The sequence below is a fragment of the Agrobacterium sp. DSM 25558 genome, assembly GCF_900100825.1.
GTDB lineage: Bacteria > Pseudomonadota > Alphaproteobacteria > Rhizobiales > Rhizobiaceae > Agrobacterium.
This window is the reverse complement of the sequence record NZ_FMUD01000015.1, coordinates 88,424-110,678: the sequence shown is the minus strand read 5'-3', so window position 1 is coordinate 110,678 and position 22,255 is coordinate 88,424. Positions and strand designations below refer to the sequence as shown.

The following is a 22,255-nucleotide window of genomic DNA, read 5'->3' as shown; positions in this document are numbered from 1 at the left end:
ACAAAGAGTAGGCAGAGATTCAAATGCAAGGGACAGGTAGGTAACCAAACGGCAAACCAATGAATGCCCGATTCGGGAACCAAACATGACCTTTGTTACGCAAAGTGAAGCCGAACTTCCTGAATGTCGCGCGGGGTGGCTGTGACCGGCCTGCGTTGAAGTCAAAGGCAAAGACACCGCCCACTCCTTCTTCAAAAGAATGGCCTGACTCCGAAAATTTCGCCCGTGAGCGCCAAGCGGGCATCGTAACGCCGTACATTCTCACGAATAGGGTTTCCTGTCTGACCGCCCTTTCGTTATGGTTGCATTTGCCGACGCAAGCAGCTTGGGGGGTAGATGAGTCGAATATTCTCAAATGGTCCGGGAAAAGATTTCGTGTTCAATCCTTTTTCTAAACTGATCGGAGCCTCGTCGTCCGTGCAGTTGGCGGCACCCTACTTTACCGAAGCACAGGGAATATTGGCGGCCGCCCAGGCCGGTAAACAGGTGCGGCTTCTCGTCGGCCTGAACTCGGCGACGAGCCCTGAGGCCTTAAAAACAGTTTTCGGGGTTCCTGGGCTGACCGTCCGATACCTGACGCGGCGGTTTCATGCAAAGATTTTTGTGTTCGACGATGCCGCGCTGTTGGGCTCGTCCAACCTCACGGATGGAGGATTTCGCGCAAATCGTGAAGCGGTCATCTGCTTGGACCGGGAGGAGGATGCGGATTCAATCGAAGAAATCAGGACCCTGTTCGTCGAGCTCTGGGAGGCAGGGCAGGTTTTGACTCAACCGAAGCTAACCGCCTTCGTCAACGCGACTAACACTATACGCAAACGCATGCTCAATCCGGACCGAGAGATCGAAGACGCCGTTGGCAAGGCTGAGCCACCGAACATCAATGTCGCCAGCACCGCGAAACCTAAGGAGCGTGTGTTCCTCCAAACGCTGCAGCGCGAGATCTATGAACAGTACCGGCCGGCCTTTACGGAAGTGGCTGCACTCCTCGCTTCAAATGGACTGCGCCGACCTGAACTCGACGCGATAGGGCTTGCCAATGAAGCCAATCGATTCCTCAATTTCGTCCGGCTCTCTCACGTCATCGGAGACGAGGCGTGGCAGTCAGCACCGCTGCGCGGAGTCGAGGATCGCAAAACACTTATCTTGTCACTTGGGAAGGAATGGATCAGGGCAAAGAACAATCTGGTTCCCGAGAACTTCACCGATTGGCTCGATACAGTCGCTCATACATTCGGGACAGCCGAGTCTCTCAAAGCAGCAAGCAAGGACGAAATCACGCAGGGTCTCCTGTCTCTGCACGCATTTTCCGAGCAGCTGCGTTTCGTAAAGGGCGGTCAAAAGAACCTGCCCGGAGAGTTCTGGGCACGCAACGAAGACCGGTTAGACCACGTTCGATCGTCGCTGAACTATCTCATCCATGGGCCAGGGGACTTCATCGAGCGTTTCCATGACATTCTCTACCATCCGTCGCGCCGATTGGGACGGTTCGGCTATTTTTCCGCGCTGGAACTCTATGGCACCGTGAAGCCGGACGAGTGCCCGCCGATGAACGGAAGGATGGCGAAGGCTTTGCGCTATCTTGGTTTCGACGTGAAGGGGGCCTGAACAAGCATCATGTCTAAACCTTCCAAGAATCACCATTATGTGACGCGAGCACAGCTTCGGCATTTCTCGATCGACAGTAAGGAGAAGCAGGTTTGGGTCTTCGACAAGGAAAGCGAGAGGACGTGGCCGAGCGGGATCGCCGCGGCCGGCTCGGAGAACAACTTCAATACGGTTGAGCACGAGGCCGGGAAGTGGAACTTCGAAGATCTGTTCAATGATGTAGACAATCGATCCGCCAGGCTCATCCGCGACATCGTTGGAGCACGATCTCTCGCTTGGTTTCAGGCGGAGGACCATATCGCGCTGCTTAATCTGTTCGCGACACAGATGCTGCGCACCCATCTGGCGCGCACGTCACCTCGGATGCTTGCCGAACAGATGCGGGACCTGGTACGCCAGTTTGGCTACGATCCCGACCAAGACCCAGGAATGACGGTACCAAGCGAGACAATTCTGCGCCTGGGAGCCGTGCGCAGTTTTCTAGATCGAGGCGAACTACTCAAGCCGATGGCCCGTCTCGTCCCAGCATTATTTGCAGCACGTGATAATGCGCGCTTTGTTCTGTCTGATCACCCGGTGGTTATGAGCAACGCCTATCTCTACGGTGATGCGGCGCTTCAATCCCATGGGGTGATTGTCTTTCTTCCTCTCGCGCCCGGCATTGCTGTCGCGCTCATTTGCCCCACAATCATTGCAAGATACGAGGCGATCGAGCGGGCCGAACTGCCAGCAGAACGACGGAGCCGGATGGAGCGATATCGCAACGGCTTCCGCGCTGGTCAACCGATAACAATAGAAGATGCAGAGCTGGACAACTGGAACCGTCTCCAGGTCGCTTGTAGCCGGCGCTACCTCTACGCTTCGACTAACGATTTCAACTTCGCGCGCGCCATCCTTGCTAAAAACGCCTCGCTTCGAACGGTCGAGACGCATACTTCGATGGGGGAAATGGGGAGTGGTCCCCCTCGACGGCGAGGAATGCCAGCGGGGCTGCAACTGTTGGTTCACGGGCGATACGACAGCTGCCTCCTGACAATTGCGGAAGTTGATGAGGCTGGTGAGGGATTGACGGCAAGGACTGAGAACCTGGACCTCCTTCAGCAGGTTTCGGTGGATCCTGACGAGTTGAGGGTTGAGCTCTACGATAACGGCAGAGTGCGGCGCGGCATGTCGGCAGCATGTGTTGAGTGCTTTGGGGACCCGCAGTTTGGGTGGTTTCGCGTTGTCCATCGCGACGGAGCATTGCGAGAGCTCGCGCGACGGACCGATCCAACACGTCCCTTGAATACCCATCCTCCGCCCTGATCAACTATCGAAGGTGTTCATCGACGGCGCCTGTGTTCGTCGAAGTATTCTGTTCGATTGCAGTCACTGCAGCCTTGATCCTCACTGTTTGCGTGCCGCGTCGGCACCTTGTGCCTCACCTGCTCCGGAGCCCCGCCAACGGCAGGAAACGATCGCGACAACGGAGAGCGCTGCCAGGAATGCAGCGAAAAGGAGGACGAAAGAAAGCGAGCGCGTTGCAATGGATCCTGCGACTGCAGTTGCAGCTGCCGAACCGAGCCATGATCCGGCCTGCAGCCATCCGAATGCCGAACGAAGGATGTTCGCGCGCATGGAATTGATCAAGGCAACCGATGAAGACTTTCACTTCCTGAGTTCGTGGCTGGCGGACGAGGAAAAAGCATACCAGCGGCTGCGTGACAACGATCAATACGGTGATTTCGACAGAGGCTTCTGGTGCAATCTTTCGGTTATTGAGAGAAACTTCGAGCGAGGCGAGCTTGAAGTAGTCCGAATCGGTGGCAAAGCCGTCGCCTTTCATTTCGGCCAGTTTCTATCGCCCGGTATCACGGAGGTGCATCCCCTCTACAGGGGTCAAGGATTGGGTACTGCGATCGTGAGGCAAGTGCTTGCACGAGCTTCGAGCCTGCGAGTGTGCGAGTGTGCGAGTGTGCGAGTGTGCAGACTACACGTCTCCTGTATCACGCAACGGTCGGTGCAGTTTTGGGAAAGGTTCGGATTTTATCCGCGCGACGCCGACGCAGACGACCGTTATAAGATCCTGGACCACCCGATCAAATTACCGTTGGAGGCGCGCCCGGTGGTGCAGGTAGAGTTTTTCGGCGAGGGCGCGTGGTACACCCAAGGGTCGGGTGGAAGGCCCTATAAGATGGTGGATCTTCCTTGCGTCCTGGTCGGCGACAGGATCCTGCTTGGCGCGATGTGTCACGATGCAACGGCTGACCGTGACAGTCCTCGGGGCGATCGACACGTCCGAGTCACGTTGGACGGCGAGACGATTTTTCACGACTGGATCGGTACCAGCTCTTCGAAAGCCTTTGGCTTTGGTCGAAACCCGCATTGCTATACAACCTGCGCAGACTCGTTTGATCTCTCAACGCTGACGATTGAGTAGGTCCGGAAGCACCTCGCATCAATCCAAGAACCAGCCGCATCAATCCAAGAACCAGCCGCAGCAATCAGAAACTCGCCGAGGCAAACGGCAAGCGGGCCGTGATCGATCACGCGACTTTGACCGCGCTCGCAGATGGTTGTTCAACCTTGTAAGCCGAACAATCCACCTCAGGGCGCGTACAGTATGCTGGCAAGCCAATGAATGGATTATCGCCGGAAGGCCGGGTAAAGCACTGTTCATGGAACTCCGTCCAGCAATGACCGTAGGTTTGATACAATTACCTTTGTCATCGCACTCGATGACAGCCCAAGAATGGCGGCCGTAGCGTGGGCGGCAAGCGGCACGTCGCTCGGTTCGGTTGCCTTTCCCTCCAGCTGGGTGAACGGTCCATCTGTTTCGGTGAGGATGCGATCCCGCGGAAGGATTGCGATAAGGTCTCGACCGCGATCGTTTCGGGCCATTTCGGCATTAATCGAGAAGTAACACCCCAGAGCCGCCGCTCTGCGCGCATCGCTCTTGCTGCCGGTGAACCAGTGAAGCACGACCGTTCCGCGTTCTCGTGGAAGGTAGGTTTCGATCATGTCCAGAACCGCAGGCGCGCTCCTCACGCTGTGTACCGTGAGTATTTTCCCGCCCGCTTCGGCGCATCGTACGAGAACCCGCTGAAACACTTGTTTTTGAGCTTCCAGCGACTTGTAAAAGCGAGGGCCTGCATCGAGACCAACCTCACCCACGTAGCGTGCCTCGGGCAGATGACGCTCCCATAAAGACAGCTCGTCGGCGCGCTCGGCAACCAGCTGAGGGTGTAGCCCCAGCGCTGCGCGAACATAACGTGTGTGTCGCGTGAGCTCGTGGTTGCGTGCCCACGCCCTCGGCGTCGTCGTCACCGTTAGCGTATAGATCCGCGCAGCTTCCGCTTTCGCGACGGCCGCTATGTGGTCGGGATAGAGATCGAGGTGACAGTGGAAATCCACGCCACGGATTGATGCCGCCTCGGTCATCCGGGTCTCGTCCTCACGCCCTTGAGAAGTTCCTCGACTTCTTCAAGCCCGCGTCTATAGACATCCGCGAGAGCGGCTTGGCGCTGCGGACTTTCATCGAAGAGCGGTCCCGGTTTGTGAATGAGGATCGGCGCCAGTCCCGGCCGCGCGCGAAGACGCTCTATGGCAAGCTGGAAGGAGCGAACCTGCACACCTTCAGATTGGCGCGTGTCGAGGGCGTGAGCGGTGAGATCGGCTGCGGTATAGACCGTCGGGTCGGCATCCGGCCGCAAGCCTTTAAGCAGGGCTGCGCGCCGTATAAGGCAAGGCAGGCAGTAGCCGCAGTGTTGTGTGCCGAGCCCCTGCCATCTTCCTTTCGTGGGGGAGGCGCAAGAGAGCGACGCCGGCGTAAGCTGACGCAGAAGCGTAGGGTTGGCGCATTCGTCTGCCATCTCCCCTTTCGTGCGATCCCAATAGGGGTTTTCGATGCGGCCCGGGATGCCGAGCTCGGCCAGGGCGTCATTCCAACGAGCGATATAGAAGGGATGCGTTGTGCGCGTGCTCAGCGCGCCGAGCCGGAGCGGGTCAAGTGGTACGTTGACCGCGATCAGGCCGTTTTCGGGCACTTGCAGGGTGAAGGCCCGCTCCAGGCCGGTGCCAGCGAATATCCCCAGAGCGAAGAATAGGAAAGACCGTCCTCGCGTGGTATTCTCTCCAGCCGATCCCCGGACCAAACCATCGGGGAAAGCCATCCAGAGACGCAAGCGCTCGAAGCCCCGTCCTCGGTAATGTGCCTTGAGAGCGTCAAAGATCGTTCCTTGCGCCTCGCTGGTAGCGCCTTCGCCAGCGTGGCTGATGAGTAGCGGGACACGGCCCGCCTCAAGGGCATCGATTGCCCCGATCAGACTGTCGAGGCCACCCGAAAAAAGGGCGAGGTCGTCGAATAAGGGACCGAGAAGCCTTGCCGGAGCCGCTGGCGCCACGCGCCCGAAGCGCGTCGGACGAGAACGGAACCCCAACGACCAACGATCGCCGGTCAGGAAGTTCAACAGTCTCTCGAAGATCGAGGCGGCGCCCTGCCAGCGGCCCACATCCGAGACGGGGACGATCAAGCGCAATTCACGTGTCCAGCCGTCCTGGGATTCGCTGTCGCGCGAGATGCGGGTGTCGGCTGCATGAACATGCGCCGCCAATACAAGAAGATCCACGCCCATTTCCAAGGGGAAGACCCCGAGCCGAGAAAGATCGGTCAGCGCGCGCCCGATCCCATGGTCGAGTGTTCGGTCGCCAACGACGAGATCGAGCCGGGTTTCGACCTCCCCGTCACCCAGCGGCATACGGTCACGATCGCCAGGGCCGTAACGGCCAGTGATAACATGTCTTCTCATTCGCCCTCCGCCTCCGCCTCCGCATCACCCATAATCCGAAGGATGCCGAACGCCTGCTCGTAAACGCGTCCGACAAAGGCGAGCACACGATCGGGTGTCAGCGCAGCGGCCGCAGCCCGTGCCGTCGTGAGCGCATCGGCGACCCCGCGCCTGATGAAATCATTGAGCTGCGCCTGTACGCGCGCGGCTTCCCGGCTGTCGCTGGGTAGGGTCACTGTCCTCGCCCCGATATCGTTGCAGAGCCGGGCTTCGATCGCATTCGTCGCATAGAGTTCAAAAACAGTCTGCATCTGCTCGGCGGTGATGCCGTCGAGGTCGGTGATGCCTGCCCCAGCAAGGTCGGCGATGGTTTCTATGAAGGCTTCACGGGCGATTCCCTCATCGATCGAACCGCCATCGGGGCAGACATAGTCCGCAAGGCCGAGGAAGATTTCTTCGATCGGCCTGCCGGCCAGGCCGTCGAGGTTGAGAGCGCGCAACGCTTCGGTGGCGCCACGGTTGACTGCATCCGACAAGAAGCCGAGCAGGCGACTACCCGCGCCCCGGGCCGAGCCCATCCTCGCGGCCGCCGTGCGTGCGCCGCCAGAGGATGAACCCACATAATGAGATACAGCGCGGCCGAGGCTTCTGCGGTCGTCGCCGCCGGAACCGGCGAAGCGCGAAAAATTGTTGCGCGCCGCCGAAAATCGGGTCGGATCGGCGATCGGTGGCAGTGGAGGTCTCACTGGCGCGACCGGTGGCGCGTCAGGTGGCGTTCCGTCAGGGGGAGCGCCATCCGGCGGTTGACCCTGAGAAGGCGGCGTACCGTCAGGTGCTGCCGGCGCGGCGCCGTCATCACCAAGCCAGCTTGGGACGAGAGGGGTGCTACCGCCCTGTCCGCCGAACGCGCTGGACGTGCCCATCAGCGACCTCCCTGCCGGGTGCGCAGCACACCGTTGGCCGCCGTCTTCAGCATGAGCCCACCGTCTTTACCCCACGCCTGCAGCAGTCGATCATAACGCTGGACGGCCTCACCGTCCTTAATGACACCCTCCCAGCCTCCGCAGCCCCATGGACCTAGGCGATCTCGTGGAAGTGCGTCGAGGAAATCGATGAGTTGGCCCTGAAGCGTGGGATGGGCCTTGATCAACACCGCGAGACCTGCCGCGCCGGCGGGTTCCGTGTCGAAAGCGTCGGTGCCGACGATGCGGCCGCGGACCGCTTCGAATACCTGCGCCGCCTCAGGCGGGGCGAGCCGCTTGAGATCGGCTTCGAGGCCTTGCACGGCGAACTTCCCGCCGAAGAGTTGTTCGACGACAGCGGCCAGATGTCCGAGAACGGAGGCGGCGCCGAAATAATCCTTCCGATCCTTCGCCACAAACAGGTAGGGCCGGAGATCCTCGTCGCCGATCATCGTGGGCACCATCGCCCAAGCCTTAATGGCGGGCGACGAGAGCCATTCACCCAGAAGCGCGCTCTCCGTAGACTTCACCACTTCAAGCGCGGGTTTTGCACCATCACCTTCTTTACCGGTTGTCTTACCCGCCTTCGCCTTTGGTTTGTGGTCCTCTTTCACTTTCGCTGCGGCTTCCAAAGAAGCAAGATCGGCGCATTTGCCATCGCTGGCAGCGGCGGCGGCTGCGGCGATTTGGTCGAACAGCCGCGGAATGAACCGTTCGGCGAGCATCAGCTTGGCCAGTACGGGCAGCTTCACGTCATCACCGAAGCCCCGCGCCTCTGCGGTCCGCTGTCGCAGGACCAGCATATTAAGGAAGCGCTTGATCTGTCTTGGATTGCCCTTCGTGCCGCTGGCGAGGATCGGTCCGATCTGATCACTCAGGGCAAGCGCATTATTCGCACGGGACGCCTTTTCGCCAAGAGCTGTCCTGACCGAAGCGGAATCCAGCGCACCTGAGGTCCATGGACGTTTCAAGCGCTCTCGTGCGACGCCAATCAGTTTGTTGAACGCCGGATCGTCGTCGCCCAGTTCGGCCCCGACGAGCAGCAACGTCACGTAGATGCGCGTCTCAGTGTCGCCCAGCGCGGGGATTCGAAAGGGGACCTGGATCAGCTTCTCGAGATAGTTGCGGGCATACGTCTGCGGTCCAGTCGTATCAGGCAGATCCGGGAAATGCTTGCGCACGGCGTATTCGATCATCGCCTCGTCTGCCGCGACCACGAACGCGGTCCGTGACGTGAAGACAAACAGCCGGACCGCTTCCAAGGTTTCGATGGCTGTGTCAGGGAGGCAGCGATCGAGGTCATCGATGAGGACGACGAGCTGTTCGACACCCGCCTTTTCAAGGAGTTCATCGAAGGCTTTGCGGAAGGCGTTGATCTCCTCGGGAACGTTGGCGCTTTCACCTTCCCCGTCTTTCAGCAGCCCCTTTACGCCATCGATAGCCGATTGGACATTATCCTTGGTGGCGAGCTTCGCCGGATCGGAAAGGAAGCCCTCCAACGTGCCGACGATTGCACCGATCTGGTCGGGCGTGGGGATGCCCGTAAACGCCGTGAAAGCGAGACCGCCGGCTTTCTTGGCGACCTTGAGCCAGTCGATACGGCGGAACACATCCTTGACGGCTTCACCTGCCCGCGTCAGCGAAGGCCGCTTCTCGATGAGCCCGGTGACGATGCCCTCGATCAGGGCGATCTTGGCATCCTCGAACCCCTGAAAACGCCATCCGTTGAACTTGAGGCAAAGGACCTTCGATTCCTTCTCGAAACCAGCTTCGATCATCTCCAGGACGCTCGATTTGCCGGCGCCCCAATCGCCATGAACGCCGATCGTCACCGGTTGATCAGGGCGATCTCGCAGGAGCTGAATAATCGTCGTGGCGATCGCCTCGTTGTTGAGAAGATCAACCTTGGTTTCGTTGTCTGTCAGGATCATCGGCTCCCCCCGTTCTGATCGAAAAGCTCCCGGACCGAGATGTGGGGTCGGCCCGTCTCGGCCGCCCTGCGGACCTTCCGCTCAAGGACCGCCTTCAGCGGAATCTGACGATCGAGCGCATCGTAGATGTCACGGCCGTCCATACAGATGAGGCGCTTGCCCGAGCCGAACGCAGTCAGCCCCTCGGCCGTGAAACCATTATAGCTGACGAAGAGTCCCCGCGCCCAGGCCGCCTTCTGTTCGAGCTTACCGTGGAATACGTGCAGATCGGCGACGCCGGTCGACAATGCATGCCACTTTGCCTCAAAAAGGTAGGTCTCCTCGCCAAGCAGGAAACTACCATCGATCTGTTCGCCGGTATTGCGGAATGGCTCCCGGGCGGTCAGGCCCGCCATATCGAAGCTGCGCTTCAGGAAAGCCTCGAAAGCGTAACCTCGCTCATGGGGTTGAAGTGATGCGACGGCCACGAGTTCGTCTCGCAATTCGGCGAGGAGACGCAAGTCGAATGCCGGCCTGGGAGCCTCACCAACACCGTTGGAACCTTCTCCCGTAAGTCGGGCCAGAAGGGTCAGATACCGTCCTTCCGCGTTGACAACAGGATCCGGCTGACCCGTGCGCGCAAGATATTCGCCGCGATGTTCCCATAGCGCCCGTAGCGCGCGGATGGCCGTGGCATCGTCGACTTTCTGGAGGAAGCAACGCAAGCGCTTGCCCTTCGATCCGCCGTGCTCGGCGTAGGTCGGATCGTCGATATCGATGTCGAGCTCGGCAACAAAGAATTGCGAGAAGCTCGAATCCGAAAAATCCAGCACGTAGCCACGCCCCCGCGCAAATTCGACGAGGTCCTCAATCAACCGCAGATCAATGGATCGTATCGAGCTAATGAAAGTCCTCCCCCGAACACCCAGTGTCTCTATTTGTTTACTGTTTCTTCCAGGACTGCAACTTTCGCAAGTATTTCATCGAATGGAGGCGGGCTCTCATCGAACATCATCGGCGCCATTGCGCGATAGTCCGCCCGCAGGTCCTTGATGCGCGCCTCGCTCGGCAGAAGGCGGAGCGTGCCCGGCCGAGCAGTGTCGTAGGTCGCCCAACCCGATCGGAAGAAGATCGCCTTGTGCTTGGCCACGGTGACCAGGAGGTCGACGTCACTGGCGGCAGCCTTTCCCTCTTCAGTGTCGAGGAGCATGGCGAGATCATAATAGTGCCGTGAGAAATATTGCGGCGTCGCCGAATCGGCAGGACGATGCGCCTCAGCGTGCAGGGCCGTGGCTTTCTCCCAAAAGGTCCGTTGAGCCGCCAGAACGGTGACAATCGTATCAGGATGCTCGAAGAAATCTGGGAAATCTTCCGCCGCATATGGGCGGATCACCTTGTCTTGGGTCGGCCAAGGATCTCCCCGTGCTCCGAACTCCAGCTTCACGCGCGGCGTAATATAAGCCATGCCCGAATATTCTGCCGTACCCAACGCGGTCGGATAGTGGAAGTTCACCGTTTGGCGGTCGGCGGGATCTATTTCCAGCGACCACTCGCCTTTGTTCGCCTCACCCAACTGCGCGACGATTATGGCACGAAGGGCCGGAACCAGCTTTTCGGAGATATGCTGCTCGACATCGCGCACCAGCGCTTCGATAAGCTTGTTCGCCTGCTTCTTGCTGATGCCCTCCTGCTCGGGATCGCGATCACCCGTGTAACCGAGGTCGGCTCGATCGAAGGACAGGTCGATATCCTCGGAAAACCGGCGGATGGCGCCGAAGGCTTTGGAAAGGGACGTACCACCCTTGAAGACGAGGGAGGCTGTCTCCTGCTTCTGCAATTCGAACAGTCGCCTCAGGGTCCAGCAGACCCAGAAGTCCTTTTCGATGATGGTGTTCGCGACGCCACGGGCAGCACCCGTCTCCCCGAAGAGGGCTGCCCGATCGCGAGGCGGTAAAAGCGCCACCTTATCCATTGATGCCACCCGGGGCAGCGTTGGCGATCGAAACGAGCGTCGCACGCATCCAGGCGGGCGCTTGGATCGCAGTGGACGCGAGCGTCTTCTTGTCACTTGCCGATAGGCGCTGCGCCGCGACATGCATGACGTCGGCGGCCCGCACAGGTCCGACGTGACGTAGAGCCTGAACGACTGTCCCGGCCACACTGCCCGGCGCGATCAGATGCTTGGGCGAGGCGTGACGCAAATCCACCACGCGCTTGCCCAACACTACGCGTCGTGAGGGCCCGTCAGTCAGATAAGTGCTTTTCGCGGGGACCTGTGTCGAGAGGCCGAGCGCATTCGCCGCCCGCGCACCAGCGATTTGCACCTGCGAGCCGGTTTCGCGGGCGAGCGCCTGGGCGACATCGTCAGGGGCCGGCGCGAGAGGACCAAGCTTCGGATGGATCTTTGGGAGATCGTATAGACCCCGTGCGAGCCGGCGAAGTTTTCCGCTCTTTGCCAATCTCGAAAGCGCCTGGTCCACTGCCGCGCGGCCGGCGATCCTCAAGAAATCACTAGGCGTGAAAACGCCACCGCGGCCGTTTGCTCGAGCGCGCTTCATAATCTGGTCGGGAACTGATGTCGTGGTCGTGCTCATATGTCAGAAAATAGCCTATATTTTTCTGACATGCAAGCGTTGCCAAAAAGGGCGTGTCCAGTGGAAGTTCGTTACCGAACCCGCCAGTGCAAGCTTGGATTTTCGGCCGCGCTTTCGTCACCGGCGATGGCCTTCATTCCGATGCTCATCACCAAGCTGTGCGGAGTAGGAGATTAAGCAACTGAACGAAAACGACGCGCCGGCTTCTAACCATGAAGCCTTACCGCCTCTTCAGTTGTGCGACGGGATCAGGAGGGCATCGCGGCCCTTAAACCCCACTACTGTTTGTTTGAAATAATCGGACAGACATGGTGCGGCCCGGTGAGGCCGCATCCATCTCATTCGGAGATACCTTATCCCATTATGGGCAACAGAGTCTGGCCCCACACAGCAATGAGGTGAGCTCGTCAGCCGATCTCGCCACGACCTTTGCGCCGGCTGAAAGCAATCGGTGATCATGGTCCTCAAGGCAATGGCCGCCTGCTGTGAACCCAATCACCGTCATTCCCGCCGCGACACCGGCGCGAACGCCGGCGATGCTGTCCTCCACGACGACGCAGCGCGCAGGCTCAACGCCCATCTTGGCTGCAGCGAACAGAAAGAGATCCGGCGCAGGCTTGCCAACCTTCACCATGGCGGAGCTGAAGACGTGTGGATCGAAGTGCGGCCACAGTCCGGTCAGTTCAAGACCCAGTCTGAGCTTTTCGGGGGCACTGCTCGACGCCACGCAGCGCGGTAGCTGCAATTGATGCAAGAGCTGATCGATACCACTGATGGCTTGCAGTTCCGTCCGATAACTTTCCTTGATACGATCCTGCACGATGGTGTCGAAGTTGCCCGGCAATGGACGGCCCCAATCTTCTTCGATCAACTTGCGCATGGTTGCCGACGATAGGCCGGTAAAGCGCAGTACCACGTCAGAATAGGATGTGGGATAGCCGATGCGTGTCAGTTCCTCAGCGTCGATGCGGCTCGCGAGTGTCTCACTGTCGATCAAGACGCCGTCGCAATCGAAAATGACTAGGTCATAAGGGTTCTGCTGTTTCATTGCGTACCTCCAAGTAGCGGACCCGCTTCCGAGACTGCCACGACATTTCTGTCGCTGACTTCGAAGCGGTGAACGAGCACGCCGTCGTCGTCGATCAGCGCGACGTCAAAGGCCGGCGCGTCCTCGACGAAATCTGCGTCCCTGCGTGTGAAATGTGGAATGATCTGATGCGCCACGCCGCGGCTTGCGCTAAAGGGAATACCGCGCCAGCTGCCGCCGACATCGACATGCACATGACCGTGGAAGATGTGCCGGACATTCCCGACCGCGACGATCGCCTGCATGATCTGGTGCCAGTTCTCGGTGTTCCAGGGCTCAAAATGCGGCAGTCCGATCGGCTGTAGTTGATGATGGGCGAAGAGATAAACCGGAGAGTCCTGTACCTCGTCTAGACGCGCCAGCAGCCATTCGAGCCGGCCGTCGGTCAAAGATCCATGTCCAAACCCTTCAACGAGGGTATCAAGGAAGATGAGGCGTCCTGCAGAGCTTTCATGGACCGACTGCACAAAGCCGTTTTCATCGCACGGCTCGTCAGGAAATGCCTTTATGAAATGGCCGCGGTGATCGTGGTTGCCAAGCAGAAGCCTCGTAGGCACGCGCAGTTCCTGAAGCACGTCGCGCAGTAGGTCGTAAGCGGCGGCATCTCCCTCGTCGGTGAGATCGCCAGTGACGACACAGAGTTCGGCGTCGGCGTGATCGCGGTTGATGCGATTGATGGTTTCGCGCAGCCGATCGGCAGGGTCGAAGCCGAAGAGCATGGCGCCTGGAGGCACCAGGTGCAGGTCGGTCAGGTGGATGAGTTTCATGGGAGAATCCGTTTGAAGCAAAGGGACACGGCACAATTTGCGCCGCATCCCCCTGGGGAGAACTAATTTGTCTTGGGCAGAAGTGCGCGGACCTCGGTCGCCATGTCTGCAAGGGCAGCTTCCGGCTCCTTCGATCCGAGCGCAATAGCCGTCATTCCGTCGCGGAGGACCTGGCCGATCTCGACGCCGTTATCACCTGGCCACGAGAACCACGGGCGGGCCCGCGGGGTCTGGAGCACGCTCGTGTACCAATTTGGGTGCTTGTCGTAGAAGCTGCCGAGATGATCCTTATCGAGAGCAAGGGTGTTGGTCGGCATATAACCGGTATTCGGCACGACCATGCTCTGGCCTTCAGGTCCGGTCGCGAACTTGAGGTAGTCCCAAGCGGCGGCGCGCTTGGCTTTGTCGTCAGTCAGGATCACGGCCACCATGCCGCCTGTCGGCATCGTGGCATTGTCAGCGCCGAGTGGCTGCTGCGCCGTCTTCAGCGCAAAGCGATCGCCGATCTCCTTTTCGAGACCGCTGACGCTGCCGGCGGAAGCAAAGAAGAAGCCGAGCTTGCCGGAGGTGAACAACTGGCGCGCGGCGTTAGAGTCGATCGCCGGCTGGGCGCCATCGGTATGGAACCGCTTGAAGAGCTTGACCGCAGCCTGACCGGCGGGACCGTCAAAAGCGATGTCGGTTTCCTTGTCGTCCATCATTTGGCCACCGAAGTTGCGGACGAGGTTCTGCGTCGTCCAATCGTCGGAGCCGAGCTGATAGTACATGCCGGATGTACCGTCGCCCAGCGCTCCGATCTTGGCGGTAAGCGCAATGAAATCATTCCAATCCGTCGGGATCTTGGCTGGATCTCCGCCGGCCTTCTTAACGAGATCGGCGTTGAAGTAGACGACCGGCGTCGACATTGCGAATGGCAGGCCATACACATGTCCATCGATCTTGGCGAGCGACAGGATTTGATCCGTATAGCCCTTATCGCTCAGATGATCGGCGGCGACGAAATCGTCGATCGGTTTTACCAGCCCGCGCGTCACAAGCGGCCGAAGCACGTTGAAGCCGACATAATGGACGTCCGGCAGTTCGCCCGCCATGCTCTGGCGGATCAGCGTCTGGACAGCATCGTCATAGCTGGGGGCCGCGGCCCGGAAGCTGATCTTGACGTCCGGGTGCTCGGCCATGAAGCGATCGGCGATCGGTTTGTGGATGACTTCGTGTTCAGCCCAGGCGTAGTAGACGTCGAGTTTCGTTTCGGCTTTCGCCGGAAAGGCTGCTAGCGCGGCAGTGATACCGGCAGCAAGGATCGTTGCAATTGTTTTCACATTGCTCTCCTGAGGTTTGAGATTGGATTGGGAACGGAGCTAGTGTCGGCCGAGCACCAGACCCCGGATGAAGTGCTTCTGCATGAGAAGGAAAAGGGCGACCAAGGGCGCGGTCACGAGGACGCCCCCGGCCATTAGCGCACCGACGTTTCCGGCGCCCTCACCCGCCTGCCGAAAATAGGCGATGCCGAGCGAAGGCGTCATCATGTCGGGATCAGTAGTCACCACCAGCGGCCAGTAAAGATCGTTCCAATGGGCCACGATGGAGAAGATCGAAAAGGAGGCGACCGCCGGCCAGGCCGCGGGCAGCATGATCCGCCAGGCGATCGAAAGCTCGCTAAAGCCGTCCAGCCGCGCGGCGTCAAGAACCTCGTCGGGAAAGGTCACGAAGAACTGTCGGAACAGGAAGATGGCGAACACCGATATGATCCAGGGTAGGACCAGCGCGGCATAGCTGTTAAGCAGCCCGGATTTTGCCAGTGCGATGTAGATTGGTATCGTCGGTATCTGCACGGGCACCAAGAGCCCGAGAAGGACGGCTCCTAGGAGTATAGGGCGACCTGGGAAGGACAGCTTGGCGAGCGCATAGCCGGAAGGAATAGCAACCGCGATCTGCAGCACAAGAATTGTAAGGCACACGATAATGCCATTTCCCATGAAACGCAGAAGAGGAATCGCCGAAAGTGCGGTACTGTAATTCTCGATTGCGCCGTTGAACGTCGGAATTGGTAAAAGACTGCCGCTGAAGATCTGGCTCTGCGGTGTCAGCGAGGCAAGCAGCATCCAGAAAAACGGGAAGACCATCAAGACTGCGCCGCTCGCGAGCAGCGCGTGCGAACCAAGGCGCGATGTAGAAGATTGCCTTATGATCATGACCGGCCTCCATTGGTGCTTGTGCGCTGCCGGCGCTCGGAGATCCGCATCTGGAGGAGCGACAGCAAGGTCACGAAGACGAAGAAGGAAACCGCGATCGCTGACGCATATCCCACTCGAAAGAAGCGAAATCCTTCTTCATAGAAGGTGTAGAGGATGACCGAAGTGGATTTCATCGGTCCGCCTTTTGTCAGGACTGCAACTGTCTCAAAGACCGAAAATGCCCGGATGATCGTCATTACCGTGACGAACAGTGTCACCGGCGCCAGCATCGGCCAGGTTACGAGCAGGAAGCGTTTCACTCCCCTGTCTGCGCCATCGATCGCCGCGGCTTCGTAGAGCTCCTCGGGAATTGTCGAAAGACCCGCCAGGAAGAGGATCATGTTGAAGCCCACCAGCTGCCAGACGCCGATTCCCGCAAGGGCGTAGATGGCAGTGTCCGGATCGGACAGAAACCTGACCGGAGACGTCCCCAAGAGCTGCAGCATTGTGTTTGCGAAGCCGAGGCTCGGATGCAAAATTGCTTCCCATGCAGTGGCAAGCGCCACCAGTGTCGCTGCCACAGGCAGGAAATAGGCCGTTCGATAAAGCGTAGCAAAAGGCGATCGAGCGATCAGGAGAGCGACCAGAAGCCCCCATCCGATCGATGTCGGCACGACGACAAGCACATAGAGCGCGGTGTTGCGCAGGCTGTGGGATAAACCCGGATCCGTCAGCATGCGCACATAGTTGCTAAGACCGACAAACCGAGCACCCGCCAAACCAAGCGAGGCGTCCGTGAAGGACAGGACGAAGACAAGGATGGCAGGGCCGATCAAAAGGGCGGCAATCAACACAGTCGCCGGCAGGGCCAGAATGAGGCCGGCTCGCGCTTGGGCGCGCGTGAATTGGTGGTTGATCGAAACGCCATCCGAGGCGCTGATCGGAATGTCGTTGACCACGGCCATATCAAGCTGCCCTGCTCTGATCGAGACACTGGCGCGACCCGGCGGAAGGGAAGAACCATGCCTTTTCCGCATCGATGTTCAGCCCGACGATCTCGCCGCCACGCAGGGACTGCGCGCGTTCCGCTGCAATCCGGACTACGAACTGCGCTCCGACCTCAGCGTCGGCAAAGACGTAGGCGTCGGTTCCGGCATGCTCGACGCGCGCGACCTGAACCGGCAGGGCGCCCGGCTGGTCTCCACCAGTGAGCGACGCATGTTCCGGCCGGAAAGCCAGCGTGCCGGCCTCTCGGGATCCGAGCGCGTCGCGAATGATGATCCGGTTGTTGCCGATCGTCAGTCCGCCGCCGGTCGGTGCGGCCACAGCGAGCTCGTTCAGGAAGGGCTGAGCCAGGAACCGGGCAACATCGAGATCTACGGGATTGCGATAGAGATCGGCAGGGGCCGCGACCTGGCGGATCTCACCGCCAAACATGACCGCAACACGGTCCGAAAGGGCTGCCGCCTCGGCCTGATCATGGGTGACGAAAAGTGTCGTCGTTGCCATTTCCTTGTGCAGCCGGGCGATCTCGCCACGTGTATGAATGCGCAGCGCGGCATCCAGGTTTGCCAGCGGTTCGTCCATCAGGAAGATCCTCGGATTGCGCACCATAGCTCGCCCCAAAGCCACGCGCTGGCGCTGCCCGCCCGAGAGCGCCGCCGGCCGGCGGTCGAGAAACCCGTCGAGTTTGAGGAGCGCCGAGGTCTGCCGGACCCGCTCGTCGATCGAGCGATTGCGTTGCGCGGCTCCAGGCAGCAGAGCGCCGATGCCGGGAAGCCGTTCAAGGCTGGTCAGTTCGCGCATGATCAATGGGGCGGCAATATTGTCGTAAACGCTGAGATGCGGATAAAGTGCGTAGCTCTGGAACACGAAGGCGAGATCCCGATCTTTCGGTGCTACGCTATCCAGCCCCCGTCCTCCTGCACTCACGTGACCATGATCGGCGCGTTCGAGCCCCGCGATGATGCGCAAAAGGGTGGATTTACTGCAGCCGGACGGCCCAAGCAGCGTTACGAATTCGCCGGCCCCAACCTTCAGCGAGACGCCGCGCAAAACATCGGTCGCTCCATAGCGCTTGCCGACATTGTCGATGTGGAGGTCCAAAGCTGCCATATCCGGTTCCTTTCGGTTGGCGGCAGCTGTAGTGGTGTTTTATTTCATTCTGATGACAATATGGAGTTTAGTTTCATTTTGGGGAGGTTTCATCCATCGCAGTCGCGAGCGCGAGCATCAGGCTTTCGATCACGAAGATCTTGCCGACCATCGGCGTCAGAGTGCCGCCAATTGGTCGGTCGTGCAGGCCCGAAGCCTGCAGTGCAAAATCTGCTGCTTCGCCGATTGGGCTGCGCGCTCGGTTGGTGATGGCAACGGTCACGGCGCCTGCTGAGCGGGCACCCTTCAGAAACTGCACCGTATCGACCGACAAGCCGGAGATCGAAAAGGCGACCGCCACGCATCCGGGACCGAGGCCATTGGCAACTTCATGAGCCATGTTGGCGTTTCTGAATGCCACGGCCGTCAGCCCAACACGCATCAGTCTGTAGGCAAGCAGCTCTGCCGTCACACCCGACATGCCGGATCCATAGAGATCGATCCTTCTGCTTGCCGCGAGCGCCGCAGCGACGGCCTCAAGCGTTTCTCGATCCGCGTTGGTATGAGCGACAGTCAGGTTGTCCACCATGATGTCGCGCAAGGTTTGCAGAGCGGCGTCGGGGTTTTCAGGAAAAGAGGATGGGCCCCCCGGACGGCCGATCTCTGCTGAAAGCGCGAGCTTGAACTCACGGTAGCCTGAAAACCCGATCTGCCGGCAAAGACGCACTATGCTCGCCTCACCGCTGCCTGAGAATTCACCAAGCTCTGCGACCGAATGGTGCAGTACCTTTTCAGGGTTTTCAAGGATGTACTTGGCAATACGCGCGAGCGCATTCGGCAGAGCATCAATGTCATCCTGCAAGCGGCCGAGAATGCTCTCATGCCGGGGCCCGAGGGATGTTTGCGATTTGATATTCACTGCCAAGCTACTTGCTCCTTGATAAGGCTTTGAGCACCCACATATTGGCTAAAGCCTGCGCTGCCATCGTAGGAGATAGCACACTCGCGAAAGGATCGGCGGCTCCAGGTTTGGCCATGGCTACTTTCCAGGAACTGATCTGCGATCAACGACTTTCCCCCCTCGCAATTGCCCCAACCGCATGCTGCTCCTCCAAAACCGGAGCCAAGGCTGCGACCAGCACAGCAGAAATTCCAACAACACCGAAGCAGACGCGCAGGCTCGTTGCCTCCGCGAGCAATCCGATTGCAGGCGGTCCCAGGACCATCGCACCATAGGCAAAGGTCGCAATGGAAGCGATCGCCTGGCCAGGCGGGACATGAGGGTCCGCCGCCGCACGGCTGAAAGTGAGCGGGATCAGGGCGGCGTAGCCCACGCCCATCAGCACGAAACCCACCAGAACGACGGGTAAAGTCTCGGAGGGAGCAACAATGAGAAAGGTACCAAGGGCTGCGGAGACGCCGCTGAACCTTGCAACGACGGTTGACCCGAAGCGCGTGACGAGGAAATCCGCAGCGAGTCTCATGACCACCATGGCGGCGGAAAACCCCGCATAGCCGAGCGCGGCGTGCGCCTCAGCGGTGCCGACGACGTCATGCAGATAGACGGCGCTCCAGTCGGCAGCAACGCCCTCGCCCAGTCCTGAAGCGAGCGCAATGAGGCCCACGAGAAAAAGGGCGCCGCGGGGAAGCGGCAGGCTGCCCGCCACCTTTTGCTTCTTGCGGATCGCAGATTGCCAATCGAGACAGAGGATAGGTCCCAGGAGACAGCCAACGAAAACCGCGGTGACGAGGAAGTGAAGGTGCAGCGGCGCGTTCGCATGGGCGCCAAAATAGCCGCTCGCCGCGCCGAGACCGGCCCCAAGGCTCCACATTGCGTGGAAAGACGACATCACCGGGCGTCCCATGTGCTTTTCCACTTCGCTTGCCCAGCTGTTCATCGTTACGTCCATCGAACCGTGGCACATGCCGAACAGGAAAAGTGCTGCGCCCAAGAGAGGCAATGTCGGTGCAAAGCCGAGAAAGATGATTGATGTCAGGAGCGCAACTGCGATTGACCGGGTCACTCGCACAGCACCGAAACGATCGGACAACCGGCCCGCAAGCGGGAACGAGATGAGCGCGCCCAGCCCAAGAAGCAGCAACAGCGCTCCGAGATCCGCCTCGCTCAGGTCAAAGCGCATCACCACCGCCGGGACACGAGAGGCCCAGGTTCCAAACAAGACGCCGTTCAAGACAAACGCTGCAGCGACACTGCGCCAGGGAGTGAGCAGACTTGACATTGTCTCCAGACGAAAGTTGGCTCTCAGTCGGCCGCCCAGGCCGAGATTTTACGGGTTCCTGATCCGGCGGGCCGCGGAATCAGTGAGACGATCTCGGCTGCGTCCGATGCTCTGTGTCATCGGCAGCCTATAGCGGTGCTTTATTTCACTTTAATGACATTTTGGAGCCAAGCTCCATAGCCCAACGAATGGAAGTACATTCACAGCATCCGCGGACGGGCCTTTCAAGAGAGGTCGCGGAATGCTGCGGTCGCAAAAAAGGCTGCCGTCAAAAGCCATTCGAAAACTCAGTCCTCGAGAACTTGGCTCTCCTGCTCAGAGGTCGCGTGGCCTTCAAGCGCCTGGCGACTGAGCAGCCCGGCGTCCTCGAGCCGCTCGAGATCGGGCAGGTCGCGCAGCGTCTCGAGGCCGAACGCTGACAAAAAATGCTTGGTCGTCACATAGGTGTACGGCGCACCGGGTGTCGGGCTACGCGGGCCGGAGCCGAGGAAGCCGGCGTCGCGCAGGCTGGCGATGGTGTCCCGGCTCACCTCCTTGCCGAACATGTTGGACAACTCGCTGCGCGTCACCGGCTGCAGGTAGGCTATCGCCGCCAGAACCGCGGCCTCATGCTCCGACAGTGCCACCGAGGATGAACGCGTTGATGCCTGGGAGGCGCGGATTGCGGGCGCATATGCCGAACGGCTTCGATGCTGCCAGCCGCCGGCGACCGGAACGATGTCATAGGGACGCGACCGCAGCTCCTCGCGCAGGTCGTCGATCAGCAGATCGATGCTGCAATCTTTTCCGACCACCCGCGCCAGCGTCTCACGGCTGGCGGGCTCGGGGGAAGCAAAGATCACCGCCTCAACCCGCAGCATCCATTCCCGCCAGCGCAGCTCCGGCGGCAGCTCCTCCAGCTCCCGGTCGTAGAGGCGTTCACCTCCCACACTTTTCTCAGAGCCCCGTTTGCTGCGAGTTGCGGTGGATCCGGCCATGGTCACAATCCAAAGATCCGGAAGGATGAGCGACCGGACAGTTCGCGCACCACGTCAAAACTTTCAAGGCGCTCGAACAGCCGGGTGGCAGCCCAGCGTGACAGGGTACTGCCGTGTGCCGAAGCCGGCACGGCATCCTCGTTCAGCAATTTGCGGATCACCGGCTCGGCACCCTTGGTGCGCAGCTTTGGTGCCACGGCCATCAGCCGGCCGGCGCGTCGGTCGATCTCAGTGGCGGACCGCAGCGCCGCCTCGACGCCCTCAACCAGCGCAGGCAGATCGCTTTTGGATAAGCCGGTTCGCCCGGTCGCACACGCCCTCGTCCGCCAATCGTGCGGAAGGCCGCGCCATATCGTTCGGGCAGAAGCAACGGCACGGGTTTCGGCCATTTGAGCTTGTGCGCCAGGACGACCTCGGCCATCGCAAGCGCCAGCACCTCGGCATCCGGGCGAACGGCAGAAATCGCTGTTATCAGGTCCGCCACCGCGAAGGGTGCTGCTCGCCCGGACTGATTTGCAGAATCGACGATATCAGGAATTGACGCAAGACCGTCGTCCCACCGAAGGCCAAAAAGATTGGCGATCTCTTTGACGAATGAGGTGGTGACAGGCCCGGATCGGTGCGTCAGCATTCTTGTGATCAGAAACAGCTTTCCGGCCGGGCCAGGATCGTCGCCAGCGACTGTCAGCAAGACCGCGTCGCGGAGCGCGCTTTCCTCTTCATCGCGGCCGACCATTTTCGCGGCGACGGCAGCTGATTTGAGGGCAAGTCGATCGCGCCAGCAGCCAATCCATGGTGGGCCCGCACGGATCACATCGTCCAGTGATTTCAGAGCGATACCAGCGGCAAAGGCGGCGTCGGATTCGCTGATGTCGCGGCCGCGCGACAGCGCCCAGCCCGGAAGACGGGGCGACCAAGCAGGGGCTATTGAAGCGGTGGGCACGAGCGAATCCATGCGCGGGAGTGTAGATTAGGTGCGCAGTTTAGGCCAGCATTATCCACTTGAACCGCACGCCCCGTCGCTGCTATAAAACGTCCGATAATCTTGCATTATCGGACGTCTTGTTCTTTATATAGAG

The 22,255-nt window shown here is 59.9% G+C and carries 19 protein-coding genes and 1 pseudogene; 3 read left to right on the top strand and 17 right to left on the bottom strand.

Annotation, left to right across the window (positions count from 1 at the left end; all coding sequences use genetic code 11):
- Positions 1-375: 375 nt before the first annotated feature.
- From DSM25558_RS14530 to DSM25558_RS14515, 3 genes are all read left to right on the top strand, one after another.
- Positions 376-1,605: a phospholipase D family protein gene (locus tag DSM25558_RS14530; protein ID WP_159442501.1), complete on the top strand. Its 1,230-nt coding sequence runs from the start codon at positions 376-378 to the stop codon at positions 1,603-1,605.
- Positions 1,606-1,614: 9 nt separating this feature from the next.
- Positions 1,615-2,910 carry a DUF4238 domain-containing protein gene (locus DSM25558_RS14525; RefSeq protein ID WP_077105459.1) on the top strand — a complete coding sequence of 432 codons (1,296 nt, stop codon included), beginning with the start codon at positions 1,615-1,617 and terminating at the stop codon, positions 2,908-2,910.
- Positions 2,911-3,220: 310 nt separating this feature from the next.
- Positions 3,221-4,024 carry a GNAT family N-acetyltransferase gene (locus DSM25558_RS14515; protein ID WP_159442500.1) on the top strand — a complete coding sequence of 268 codons (804 nt, stop codon included), beginning with the start codon at positions 3,221-3,223 and terminating at the stop codon, positions 4,022-4,024.
- 236 nt (positions 4,025-4,260) lie between these two features.
- Here the strand turns inward: DSM25558_RS14515 and qatD are convergent, their stop codons facing one another.
- From qatD to DSM25558_RS14430, 17 genes and pseudogenes are all read right to left on the bottom strand, one after another.
- On the bottom strand, positions 4,261-5,025 hold the full coding sequence (qatD, locus tag DSM25558_RS14510) for a Qat anti-phage system TatD family nuclease QatD (protein ID WP_077105456.1): 765 nt from the start codon (positions 5,023-5,025) through the stop codon (positions 4,261-4,263).
- The gene (gene qatC, locus DSM25558_RS14505; protein WP_077105455.1) at positions 5,022-6,392 is read right to left on the bottom strand and encodes a Qat anti-phage system QueC-like protein QatC; all 1,371 of its coding nucleotides are present in this window, start codon (positions 6,390-6,392) and stop codon (positions 5,022-5,024) included. The genes qatD and qatC overlap by 4 nt, the downstream gene beginning before the upstream one ends.
- Positions 6,389-7,117, bottom strand: a complete 729-nt coding sequence (gene qatB, locus DSM25558_RS27750; RefSeq protein WP_244554197.1) for a Qat anti-phage system associated protein QatB — start codon at positions 7,115-7,117, stop codon at positions 6,389-6,391. Before qatB ends, qatC begins: the two co-directional genes overlap by 4 nt.
- 176 nt (positions 7,118-7,293) lie before the next feature.
- Positions 7,294-9,264: a Qat anti-phage system ATPase QatA gene (gene qatA, locus DSM25558_RS14495; protein ID WP_077105453.1), complete on the bottom strand. Its 1,971-nt coding sequence runs from the start codon at positions 9,262-9,264 to the stop codon at positions 7,294-7,296.
- Positions 9,261-10,118, bottom strand: coding sequence for a restriction endonuclease (locus tag DSM25558_RS14490; RefSeq protein ID WP_077105452.1), 858 nt, complete (start codon positions 10,116-10,118; stop codon positions 9,261-9,263). The genes qatA and DSM25558_RS14490 overlap by 4 nt, the downstream gene beginning before the upstream one ends.
- Positions 10,119-10,177: 59 nt before the next feature.
- Entirely contained in the window at positions 10,178-11,215 is a 1,038-nt protein-coding gene (locus DSM25558_RS14485) for a nucleotidyl transferase AbiEii/AbiGii toxin family protein (RefSeq protein ID WP_077105451.1), read from the bottom strand.
- Entirely contained in the window at positions 11,208-11,837 is a 630-nt protein-coding gene (locus DSM25558_RS14480; RefSeq protein WP_371480005.1) for a DUF6088 family protein, read from the bottom strand. The genes DSM25558_RS14485 and DSM25558_RS14480 overlap by 8 nt, the downstream gene beginning before the upstream one ends.
- A 361-nt stretch (positions 11,838-12,198) precedes the next feature.
- Complete coding sequence (locus DSM25558_RS14475; RefSeq protein ID WP_077105449.1) at positions 12,199-12,885, bottom strand: HAD family hydrolase; 687 nt, start codon at positions 12,883-12,885, stop codon at positions 12,199-12,201.
- A complete protein-coding gene (locus tag DSM25558_RS14470) occupies positions 12,882-13,691 on the bottom strand; it encodes a phosphodiesterase (RefSeq protein WP_077105448.1) in 810 nt (269 codons plus the stop codon). Before DSM25558_RS14470 ends, DSM25558_RS14475 begins: the two co-directional genes overlap by 4 nt.
- A 62-nt stretch (positions 13,692-13,753) precedes the next feature.
- On the bottom strand, positions 13,754-15,010 hold the full coding sequence (locus DSM25558_RS14465; RefSeq protein ID WP_077105447.1) for an ABC transporter substrate-binding protein: 1,257 nt from the start codon (positions 15,008-15,010) through the stop codon (positions 13,754-13,756).
- Between the two features lie 39 nt (positions 15,011-15,049).
- Positions 15,050-15,883 carry a carbohydrate ABC transporter permease gene (locus DSM25558_RS14460; protein WP_077105446.1) on the bottom strand — a complete coding sequence of 278 codons (834 nt, stop codon included), beginning with the start codon at positions 15,881-15,883 and terminating at the stop codon, positions 15,050-15,052.
- On the bottom strand, positions 15,880-16,830 hold the full coding sequence (locus DSM25558_RS14455) for a carbohydrate ABC transporter permease (RefSeq protein ID WP_077105445.1): 951 nt from the start codon (positions 16,828-16,830) through the stop codon (positions 15,880-15,882). The genes DSM25558_RS14460 and DSM25558_RS14455 overlap by 4 nt, the downstream gene beginning before the upstream one ends.
- A gap of 1 nt (position 16,831) precedes the next feature.
- Positions 16,832-17,980, bottom strand: coding sequence for an ABC transporter ATP-binding protein (locus DSM25558_RS14450; protein WP_077105444.1), 1,149 nt, complete (start codon positions 17,978-17,980; stop codon positions 16,832-16,834).
- Between the two features lie 73 nt (positions 17,981-18,053).
- The gene (locus DSM25558_RS14445) at positions 18,054-18,878 is read right to left on the bottom strand and encodes a MurR/RpiR family transcriptional regulator (RefSeq protein WP_077105474.1); all 825 of its coding nucleotides are present in this window, start codon (positions 18,876-18,878) and stop codon (positions 18,054-18,056) included.
- A 145-nt stretch (positions 18,879-19,023) separates the two neighbouring features.
- Positions 19,024-20,199, bottom strand: a complete 1,176-nt coding sequence (locus DSM25558_RS14440; protein WP_077105443.1) for an MFS transporter — start codon at positions 20,197-20,199, stop codon at positions 19,024-19,026.
- A gap of 287 nt (positions 20,200-20,486) precedes the next feature.
- Positions 20,487-21,176 carry an SMC-Scp complex subunit ScpB gene (locus DSM25558_RS14435; RefSeq protein WP_077105442.1) on the bottom strand — a complete coding sequence of 230 codons (690 nt, stop codon included), beginning with the start codon at positions 21,174-21,176 and terminating at the stop codon, positions 20,487-20,489.
- A 2-nt stretch (positions 21,177-21,178) separates the two neighbouring features.
- Positions 21,179-22,131 (bottom strand): annotated as a pseudogene (locus tag DSM25558_RS14430) (DUF1403 family protein).
- Positions 22,132-22,255: the final 124 nt, after the last annotated feature.